The organism is Pseudoalteromonas sp. S558 (assembly GCF_005886635.1).
Classification (GTDB): Bacteria; Pseudomonadota; Gammaproteobacteria; order Enterobacterales; family Alteromonadaceae; genus Pseudoalteromonas; species Pseudoalteromonas aliena.
Genome location: NZ_PNDU01000167.1, coordinates 1 through 9,960 on the forward strand (window position 1 = coordinate 1; position 9,960 = coordinate 9,960).

Here is a 9,960-nt window from a genome sequence, read left to right on the forward strand (position 1 = left end):
GATTATTAAGTTTATTTTCTCTAGCAAGAGATTTTCAGTGAAAATAAGGCGGAATTACGTGTCAATAGCTGGCCTATTGCAAGTAATTTCAATGCAGTTAGCGCTAAAAACAGCTGCTTGAGATAGATTTATTATCCAGAGTTCAGGTTACTTAGAGTGCATCCTTAACGGCTCTTAATTCACGGCGGCTAACGGGGAGTAATTCATCACAACCTTGTAATTGAATAACATGATGTCCATTGCTTTGGCTATGTAAAGCGATAATCTTGCTTCTGTTTACCAAGGTGTTGCGATGAATACGTAAGATAAAAGTTTGGTATAACGCTTCGAGCTGCTTTAAGCTTTGCTCAATAAGTGCGTCACCCTCTTCGAATACTATTTTTGTATATTTTTCTTCCGCACTAAAATAAAAAATTGATTCCATTTCAATACTCTTAAGCGTACCTGCTAGCTGATAGCTGATTTTATTCATGTGCTGCTTTTGTACCTGTACTCTAGTTAAGCGCCCTAACTGCTCTATTGCTTTATATAAGCTTTGCTCTGATATTGGTTTTACTAAATAACCCGCTGCATTTAATCCAATAGCATCTAATGCATGCTCTGGATGCGCCGTGGTAAATATAATTGCAGGGGGAACAGCCGAAAAATTCAATTCTTTAGCAACCTCTAACCCACTCATTCCAGGCATATCAACGTCTAAAAAAACTAAATCAGGTATCTGTTTTTTAGCTAATTGTAACGCTTCTCGGCCATTACTTGCCTCCCCTAATAACCTTATCGTTTGGCTATTAGTAAGTAAGCGCTTTAAGCGTACCCGAGCAAGGGGCTCATCATCAACAATGAGTATATTCATGAAATATTCTCAACACGTTTAGGGATCACAACTTTCACCCTAAATACGCCATGGTTATTAGCTATTGTTAGTTGTGCTTTATTTTTATAATAAATATTTAATCGCTGGCGAATATTATCAAGTGCCATGCCGTTATTAGCTCTTTTTTTAGTTTCATTCACCGTTATAGGATTAGAAACAATAATAGTTAAATAGCCAGTAGTAACATGCAGCTCAACATTAATAACAGCCCCACTTTCGCTCGTTTCTACACCATAGTAGACCGCGTTTTCAATTAAAGGCTGCAATGTTAAACACGGAATTAAAAGTGCTGGCAACTCATTTGGTATGTGCCAATCAACTTGTAAACGAGTACCAAAACGCCACATTTCGAGTGCAATGTATTGCTTACTCAACGCAATTTCATCTTCTAAAGATACATTTTTCCCTGAGCGCATTGCGGCTTGCGATAATGCTGCTAACGCCAAAATAGCCTGCTCAGCGGCTTGTGCATCATGATGAGTAAGTTCTGCGGCTGTATTTAAGCTATTGTATAAAAAATGGGGGCGGATACGCGCTTGGAGTGCATCGAGCTCGGCGCGAGAAAGCGCTTTTGTTTGCTGTTCATTTTCAAAGTAAAGTAATAAAAATTGTACAAATAATGCCGTAAGCAAAAAAACAATAATGCAATTTCGAAGAGTAAAAAACACCAGTTGTTCTCTATTTTCTATATCAAAAGCAAAGTATGAAAACAGTATGCTAAATGCAATCGTACTTACTATAAAAGTGATAAAAAAATAAGCTAATTGAAAAAAATGAGTGTGTTTTTGTAAAAAGAGCCGACATAAATATAAAGAAGAAGTACTGACTAAAACAATTAAATGGATAAATAAACAGATAACCCCAAGGCGTTGCCATATATCCCCATCTGTATTGGGTGAAAACGCCAGCACAATAGCAATAACTTGAGACACAATAAGCGAAGCTAGAACGCCTCGCTCATTAAAAAGAGCCGAAAAAAGCAATGCATCAGATTGAAGCGATTTGCTCATAACGACTCTCCTTTAATCTAAATTTTTAAATTAACGCAGCTCTACTGGCACAGCAAATACGATATTCTCTATTTCACCAGGATTCTCAACAACCTGTTTACCACCAAGTTCTTTTAATCGGCTAATTACCTGTTGTACGAGCACTTCTGGCGCCGATGCACCGGCAGTGACTCCCACTGATTTAGCATCTACAACCCACTGGGCTTGCACATCAGTGGCATCATCAATCAAATAAGCAACCGTACCCATTTTATCTGCAAGTTCACGCAAGCGATTTGAGTTAGAGCTGTTTTTAGCCCCTACGACTAATAACACGTCAACTTTGTCTGCTAAATCACGCACTGCATCTTGTCGATTCTGTGTTGCATAACAAATATCATCTTTACGCGGTCCATCAATAGATGGAAATTTAGTACGAAGCGTATCAATGACATCCGCTGTATCATCTACAGATAACGTTGTTTGACTGCAGTAAAAAAGATTTTCTGCATTTTTTACATTTAATGATAGAACATCTTCCACTGTTTCAACTAGGTAAATACCTCCGGCTGAGTTATCGTATTGCCCCATTGTACCCTCTACCTCAGGGTGCCCATGATGACCTATCAAAATACACTCAATACCTTTGCGGCTAGCGCGCGTAACTTCCATATGTACTTTAGTTACAAGCGGACACGTTGCATCAAATACTTTTAAATCACGGCGTTTAGCCTCCGAACGAACAGCTTGCGATACGCCATGTGCGCTAAAAATAACAATGCTATCGTCAGGTACTTGATCAAGTTCTTCAACAAATACTGCACCACGGCTTTTTAGCCCGTCAACCACATAACGGTTATGCACTACTTCGTGGCGAACATAAATCGGTTTTTCAAAAATATCTAAAGCGCGCTCAACAATACTAATCGCACGGTCAACACCAGCGCAAAAGCCTCGAGGATTAGCTAATAATATTTCCATTAACCTTCTACCTCAATAATATCTACTTCAAACGTTAAACGCTGACCCGCTAAAGGATGATTAAAATCAATCGTTACCGACTCGCCTTGCACTTCACGCACTAAACCAGGAAGTTCAGTCCCATCAGGTTGAGTAAACGCAATAATTGCACCTACCTTAGCTGGTGTTTCTGGGCCAAATTTACTACGGTCAACATAGTAAATATTATCTGGGTTTGGCTGACCAAACGCATCCTCAGGTTCTAGTTCAAAGGTTTTGCTTTCGCCGGCAGTCAGCCCTAATAAACATTTCTCAAAGTTTGCTGTTAGGCTACCGTCACCCATTACTAATTTAGCAGGCTTATTATGTACCTTAGTAGAATCAGCGGCAGAGCCATCTTCTAATTTAATAGAAAAATGGAAAATAACTTGCGAGTTTTCACCAATTACAGCTTGGCTCATGCTTTATGCTCCTTCGGACTCTCACCTGTAAAGGCGTCAAATAACAATAGTGCTGCGCCAATACAAATAGCGCAATCAGCAATATTGAATACAGGAAAATGTGAGTCTTTATAAAATACGTGAATAAAGTCGATTACATAACCATACGCAATACGATCGTATAAATTACCAATAGCGCCTGCAAGTACCAACGCGTAGGCACCGCATAGTACTTTGTTTGTTGCAGGTAAACGTTTTAGCCACCACACAAGCAAAGCACTAATAGCAATGGCAATCGCACTTAAAAACCAACGCTGCCAACCACCCGCTTCACTTAAAAAGCTATAAGCAGCACCATAGTTATGCACATAAGTAATACTAAAAACAGGGAGTAAATTTATCGACTCTTGATAAGCCATTGTCCCTACAACAAGTGTTTTACTGGCAAAGTCTATTACTAAAAGTAATAGACTCAACCAAAGCCACACTAAACCACTTTTTTGGGCTAATTTGCTCACTGAGAATAACTCCTAAGCGAATTGACGCTTTTCGCCTTCGCCATCAACATTGCTTACACAACGACCACAAATTTCAGGATGAGCAGGCTCAACACCTACATCTTCGCTGTAATGCCAACAACGCTCACATTTAGCAGCATCTGTTGCAGCAACACTAATAAATAAGCCTTCAATTTCGGTGGCTTGTGTATCAGCAGGCTGGCTATCAACTTCAGTAACATTTACAGCTGATGTTAACAATACAAAACGCAGTTCATCACCAAGCGCATTTAATTTAGCGGCAAGCTCTTTACCTGTAAATAAATTAACCGTTGCCTGAAGCGTTGCACCAATGACTTCTTCTTTACGTGCAGCTTCTAATAAGCGGTTTACTTCGTCGCGTACAGTTAGAATTTCTAACCAGTCATCGTTACTAAATTGGCTATTTGTTGGCGCTTGTAAACCATCGTACCAAACAGATGTAAATACGTAGTCACTACGCTCACCCGGTAACGCTTCCCAAATTTCTTGTGCGGTAAAGCTCATAATAGGGGCCATCCAACGCGTCATTGCTTCTGCAATATGATAAAGCGCTGTTTGACAAGAACGACGTGCATGACTATCGCTCTTAGCTGTGTACTGGCGGTCTTTAATTACGTCTAAATAGAACGAACCAAGTTCACCCGTACAGAAGTTCATTAGCTTTTGCGTTACTAATAGCATTTGGTAGCTATCGTATGCGGCTAAAATTTCGTCTTGCAACTGAGCAGCACGACCAACAATCCACTTATCAAGCTCAACCATGTCATTAATAGCAACTTGATCTGTTTTTGGATCAAAACCATTTAGGTTAGCTAGTAAGTAACGGCTAGTATTACGAATACGGCGGTAACGATCGGCTGAACGTTTAAATATTTCATCCGACACAGTCATTTCTGCCGTGTAATCGGTAGAAGCCACCCATAAACGTAGAATGTCGGCACCTAGTTTATTCATCACATTTTGTGGTGAAATAACATTGCCTAGTGACTTAGACATTTTGCGGCCGTTTTCATCAACAGTAAAACCATGCGTCAATACTTGGCGGTATGGCGCATGACCATTAATAGCCACTGATGTCATCATTGATGACATAAACCAACCACGGTGCTGATCAGACCCTTCAAGGTATAAATCAGCTGGACCCACTAAGTCTTCACGTGCGTCTACAACACAAGCGTGTGACACACCTGAGTCAAACCATACATCTAGCGTATCTTGCACTTTCATGTATTGCTTGGCGTCTGCTTCACCAAGTAAAGTAGCTGGTTCTAAATCGTACCATGCTTGAATACCAGACTTTTCAACAAGCTCTGCTGCTTGTGAAATTAGCTCTTGTGTATTTGGGTGAAGTGCACCGGTGTCTTTATCAACGAACAACGCGATTGGCACGCCCCAAGTACGCTGGCGAGAAATACACCAATCTGGGCGGCTTTCAACCATGTTAGAAATGCGGCTTTCGCCCCACTCTGGTAACCACTGCGTGTTTTTAATTTCTTTTAAAGAATCTTGACGTAAGTTAGCCTGATCCATACTTACAAACCATTGTGGTGTAGCACGGAAAATAATAGGGGTTTTATGACGCCAGCAATGTGGGTAACTATGCGTAAGCGCATGATGATGCATAAGCGCACCACGCTCTTTTAATACTTCAATTACGCTCGCATTCGCTTTAAATACATGCTGACCTGCAAAAAGTTCGGTATCTGGTAAATAAACACCATTTGCACCAACAGGGTTAGCTACTTCAAGGTTGTAATTTAAACCAGCCACGAAATCTTCTTGACCATGACCAGGGGCAGTATGTACAACGCCAGTACCTGAATCAGTCGTTACGTGTTCTGCAACGATCACCGGTACATTAAAATCATAAAAAGGATGCGCAACTTGTAAGTTTTCAAGCGCAGCACCTTTTACATAACCTAATACGTGAAAGTGATTAAAACCAAAACGGTCCATTGCATCTTTAACAAGCTCAGAGCCTAAAATTAGACGTTGTTGTACGCCTTCATCTTCAACCTGTACTAATGCATACTCTAAATCGGCATGCACTGCCACGGCGCGGTTTGCAGGAAGCGTCCACGGTGTTGTTGTCCAAATAACAGTACCAACACTGCCTTCACCTTTATGGCCTTCAAGCAAATCAAATGCGCTAACAACAGCATTTTGATCAACAAAGGTAAATCGTACATCAATCGCTGGTGATTGCTTATCTTGGTATTCAACTTCAGCTTCTGCTAATGCTGAACCACAATCTGTACACCAATGCACAGGCTTAGCACCTTTATGCAAATGACCTTTTTCAATAATACGACCAAGTACACGAATTGCATTCGCTTCAAAGTCAAAGTTCATTGTTAAGTAAGGCTTATCCCAATCTGCAAATACGCCTAAACGTTTAAAATCAACTTTTTGACCTTCAACTTGTTTTTTAGCGTATGCACGGCATTTTTCACGAAACTCGCTCGCGGTTACTTTTACGCCCGGCTTGCCTACTTTTTTCTCAACCATTAACTCGATTGGTAAACCATGACAATCCCAACCAGGAACTAATGGTGAATCAAAGTCAGATAATGTTTTAGACTTAACAATAATGTCTTTTAATATTTTATTAACTGAGTGGCCTAAATGGATGTCGCCATTTGCATACGGAGGGCCGTCATGCAAAATAAAGGTCTTTTTACCTTTCTTAGCGCTGCGAATTTGACCGTATAGGTCGTCTTCATACCATGCTTTAAGCATTTTTGGTTCACGTTGTGCCAAATTGCCACGCATTGGAAACGGTGTTTCCGGTAAGTTCAAAGTATGTTTATAGTCGCTCATTTATCCTACATTCCGTCTCTATCGGCTACCTGATTTAAACCAAAACACTGCTTAGCGGCAGCAACATCAGTTGCTATTTGCGCCGTTAATTGTGTTAATGTCTCGAATTTTTTTTCATTGCGAAGTTTTTTTATTAACTCCACATGCATAAATTGTCCGTAAATATCCTGTGCAAAATCAAAAAGATGAACTTCTAATAATGCACGAGTTCCATTAAATGTGGGCTTATTGCCTACATTTGCAACGCCAAAAATCTGTTTTCCTGCAATCGTTGCTTGCACTGCAAACACCCCGTTGACAGGACACACTTGGCGTTTTAGGGCAATATTTGCCGTTCTAAAACCGAGTTCACGTCCTCTTTTCCAGCCGTGTATAACACGCCCAGAAATAGCATAATCGTGACCAAGCATTGTTTTAGCACTTGCTAAGTCACCAGATGCCAAAGCATCTCGTATTAAAGTGCTGCTTACTCTAGCATTTAATTGACGAAAACTCGCGGTGCTTTTTACGTCCATACCCGCTTGCTTGCCCATGCTAGCAAGTAAGTCAAAGTTACCTTGGCGCTGCTTTCCAAACTTAAAATCATCGCCAACAGTGAGAGCTTTAACACCTAACTTTTTAATCAAAATATCATTAACAAATTGCTCAGCATGCATGTTTGCAAATTGCTGATTAAAGCTAATGCAAATAACTCGCTCAATACCTAACTCACTTAGCAAACGTAGCTTATCTCGTAAGCGCGTTAACCGTGCAGGTGCATTGTTTTTAGCAAAAAATTCTTGTGGCTGAGGCTCAAACAGCATTACAGTGCTAGACAAACTATGCGCTTTAGCATCAGTAAGTAAGCCTTTTAATACTTCAGCGTGGCCTAAATGAACACCGTCAAAATTACCAATAGTTAACACACAACCAAAGTGGTGTGGGCGAATATTGTGTATACCTCTAATTAACTCCATGCCACCTAATGCCTTGTTTAGCGAGCTATTAATTACGACTAAAAAACAATTAAAGCCGCAGAGTTGCCGATTATAATCTTTTTTTTAGTTTGATTCAGTAATTGCTACACTTTTTATCGTATTTAGTCTAACGCCCATCAAAAATAGCATTGCAAAGTAACTAATACCTGCCAAAGCCACGAGTGCTATTAATAAGACTACCTGCTGTGTAAAAGCCCATGTAGCCCAGTAATAGTAACTGCTCACAAACCATGTAACAGCTCCCATAACCATACTTGCAACAACACATTTAAGTGTAAAGTGCATACTCATTGATGAAAACTGATACACATTTTCTTTTTTAAGCTGCCTATAAAGTAAAAATGCATTGCAACTGGCCGATAATGAAGTAGCCAGCGCTAAACCTAAATAACCAATAAAAGGAGCCAACATAATGTTAAACACCATATTTAGCACAAGGGTAATAATACCAATACGCACCGGTGTTTTGGTATCTTGGCGAGCATAAAAGCCTGGCGCGAGTACTTTAATTAGCATAAAGCTGACAAGGCCAACTGAATACGCAACAACACCTAAGCTTACGGCTTTAACATGATCAACACTGTCTTCTTTAAACGCTCCGTGATCAAATAAAACAGTAATAATAAGTGGGCTAATGATCATTAAGCCTATCATTGCAGGCAGACCTAAAAATATAACAAAACGCACCCCCCAATCGAGAGTGTGTTGGAAGTCACTATTTTTTTTACTGCTGTGCAATTTAGAGAGCGCCGGTAAAATAACTGTCGCTATACCAATACCAAATAAGCCCAGCGGAAACTCAATTAAACGGTCAGAGTAATAAAGCCACGCAATTGAGCCTGTCATTAGTAATGACGCAATCATGGTATCTAGCAACAGATTAATCTGACTAATAGAGACACCAAATAAAGCCGGTAACATAAGTTTGCGTACTTTTTTTACGTTTTCGTCTTGCCATGCCCAACGCGGTCGAGCCAGCATTTTTGCTCGATACAAAAATGGAAGTTGAAACAACAACTGCACCACACCACCAACAAACACGCCAATTGCGAGAGAATAAGCCCCAACGCTAAATTTATCATGTAAAAAAATTGCACATGTAATTATAGATACATTGAGTAAAACCGGTGTAAATGCAGCAACAGCAAACCGGTTATACACATTCATTACGGCACCACTTAGTGCCACTAAACTTACAAAGAATAAATAAGGGAAAGTAAATTTAAGTAATGAACTAGCAAGTTCAAACTTTTCGGCATCAGGGCCGCCTTGCCACCAATCAATAAACCAGCCAGTGCCAAATAGTGCAGCGATAACAGGAGACGCAATTACACCTACAATTGTCACAACAAGTAAAATAGTCCCTAACGTACCAGCAGCCTGTGCAACGAACAGTTTAACTTTATCATCCCCCTGCTGCTCTTTGATTTCACTCAATACAGGTACAAATGCTTGAGCAAACGCACCTTCTGCAAACAAACGGCGTAAAAAATTTGGAATACGATTAGCAAATAAAAAAACATCAGCTGCAGCACTTGCGCCTAACAAATTAGCTACTACAGCATCACGTACAAGCCCCAAAACTCGCGATATCATAGTCATGCAGCTAACAATCATACCGGAACGAAATAAACCTTTTGACACTTTAAACCTACTTAAAAATCCCTAATAGATGCAATTATGCCACAGTCTTTTTTATAAATCGCTTTAAAGCACTAGGCTGAGGGTCTGTGCTTTGTTACAATGTCGTCATTAACTGCTAAAGCGGCAAATTGATGCTCGTTACATGGTGCAGTTTTTCTTGGATGTTAAATTTAAATTGACATTCATGATAGAAACAGGCATATTCCACGGCCTTTAATTTAAGCTTTATTTTAAGATTGTTAGGAGCAAACCTTGGCTAACATCAAGTCTGCAAAAAAACGCGCTATCACAAGCGAAAAGAACCGTCAGCACAACGCAAGCCGTCGCTCAATGATGCGCACTTACTTCAAAAAAGTACTTGTTGCTATTGAAGCTGGCGATAAAGAAGCTGCACAGCAAGCTTTTTCTGTTGCTACACCTATCCTAGACCGTTACGCAACTAAGGGTCTAATCCACAAAAACAAAGCAGCTCGTCATAAGAGCCGTATAGCAGCTAAAATTAAAGCTCTATAATTTGTTTTTGTTAGAATATAAAAAACCGGCTTTAGCCGGTTTTTTTTTGTCTAAAACTTAATTTCGTAGTTTATACCAATCTGCTTATATATAGGGTCTATTTAACGTTAAGAAAATTACGCTAGAACTAGGCAAAAATTTTTGTATCTAGTTGTTCTAAATAAAAAATTTTTAACGACGTTATAGTGCTATTTTATTCTTTAT

The 9,960-nt window shown here is 39.8% G+C and carries 9 protein-coding genes; 1 reads left to right on the forward strand and 8 read right to left on the reverse strand.

The window, feature by feature from the left end; genetic code table 11:
- Window positions 1-151 precede the first annotated feature (151 nt).
- The 8 genes from CWB66_RS12565 to murJ all read right to left on the reverse strand — a co-directional run bounded on the left by CWB66_RS12565 (window position 152) and on the right by murJ (window position 9,201).
- On the reverse strand, window positions 152-853 hold the full coding sequence (locus CWB66_RS12565) for a LytR/AlgR family response regulator transcription factor (RefSeq protein ID WP_138585654.1): 702 nt from the start codon (window positions 851-853) through the stop codon (window positions 152-154).
- Complete coding sequence (locus tag CWB66_RS12570; RefSeq protein WP_138585655.1) at window positions 850-1,884, reverse strand: sensor histidine kinase; 1,035 nt, start codon at window positions 1,882-1,884, stop codon at window positions 850-852. The genes CWB66_RS12565 and CWB66_RS12570 overlap by 4 nt, the downstream gene beginning before the upstream one ends.
- 30 nt (window positions 1,885-1,914) lie before the next feature.
- Complete coding sequence (gene ispH, locus CWB66_RS12575; RefSeq protein WP_077538650.1) at window positions 1,915-2,844, reverse strand: 4-hydroxy-3-methylbut-2-enyl diphosphate reductase; 930 nt, start codon at window positions 2,842-2,844, stop codon at window positions 1,915-1,917.
- Window positions 2,844-3,284, reverse strand: coding sequence for an FKBP-type peptidyl-prolyl cis-trans isomerase (gene fkpB / locus CWB66_RS12580; protein WP_077538652.1), 441 nt, complete (start codon window positions 3,282-3,284; stop codon window positions 2,844-2,846). Before fkpB ends, ispH begins: the two co-directional genes overlap by 1 nt.
- Window positions 3,281-3,781: a signal peptidase II gene (lspA, locus tag CWB66_RS12585; RefSeq protein WP_007376920.1), complete on the reverse strand. Its 501-nt coding sequence runs from the start codon at window positions 3,779-3,781 to the stop codon at window positions 3,281-3,283. The genes fkpB and lspA overlap by 4 nt, the downstream gene beginning before the upstream one ends.
- A 12-nt stretch (window positions 3,782-3,793) precedes the next feature.
- A complete protein-coding gene (gene ileS, locus CWB66_RS12590; RefSeq protein WP_077538653.1) occupies window positions 3,794-6,622 on the reverse strand; it encodes an isoleucine--tRNA ligase in 2,829 nt (942 codons plus the stop codon).
- A gap of 5 nt (window positions 6,623-6,627) precedes the next feature.
- Window positions 6,628-7,578 (reverse strand): bifunctional riboflavin kinase/FAD synthetase, encoded by a 951-nt coding sequence (gene ribF, locus CWB66_RS12595; RefSeq protein ID WP_138585656.1) that lies wholly within the window; start codon window positions 7,576-7,578, stop codon window positions 6,628-6,630.
- An 84-nt stretch (window positions 7,579-7,662) separates the two neighbouring features.
- Window positions 7,663-9,201: a murein biosynthesis integral membrane protein MurJ gene (murJ, locus tag CWB66_RS12600; protein WP_502705292.1), complete on the reverse strand. Its 1,539-nt coding sequence runs from the start codon at window positions 9,199-9,201 to the stop codon at window positions 7,663-7,665.
- Window positions 9,202-9,495: 294 nt separating this feature from the next.
- Here murJ and rpsT point away from each other — a divergent pair, with 294 nt between their 5' ends.
- The gene (gene rpsT, locus CWB66_RS12605; RefSeq protein ID WP_008166555.1) at window positions 9,496-9,756 is read left to right on the forward strand and encodes a 30S ribosomal protein S20; all 261 of its coding nucleotides are present in this window, start codon (window positions 9,496-9,498) and stop codon (window positions 9,754-9,756) included.
- Window positions 9,757-9,960 lie beyond the last annotated feature (204 nt).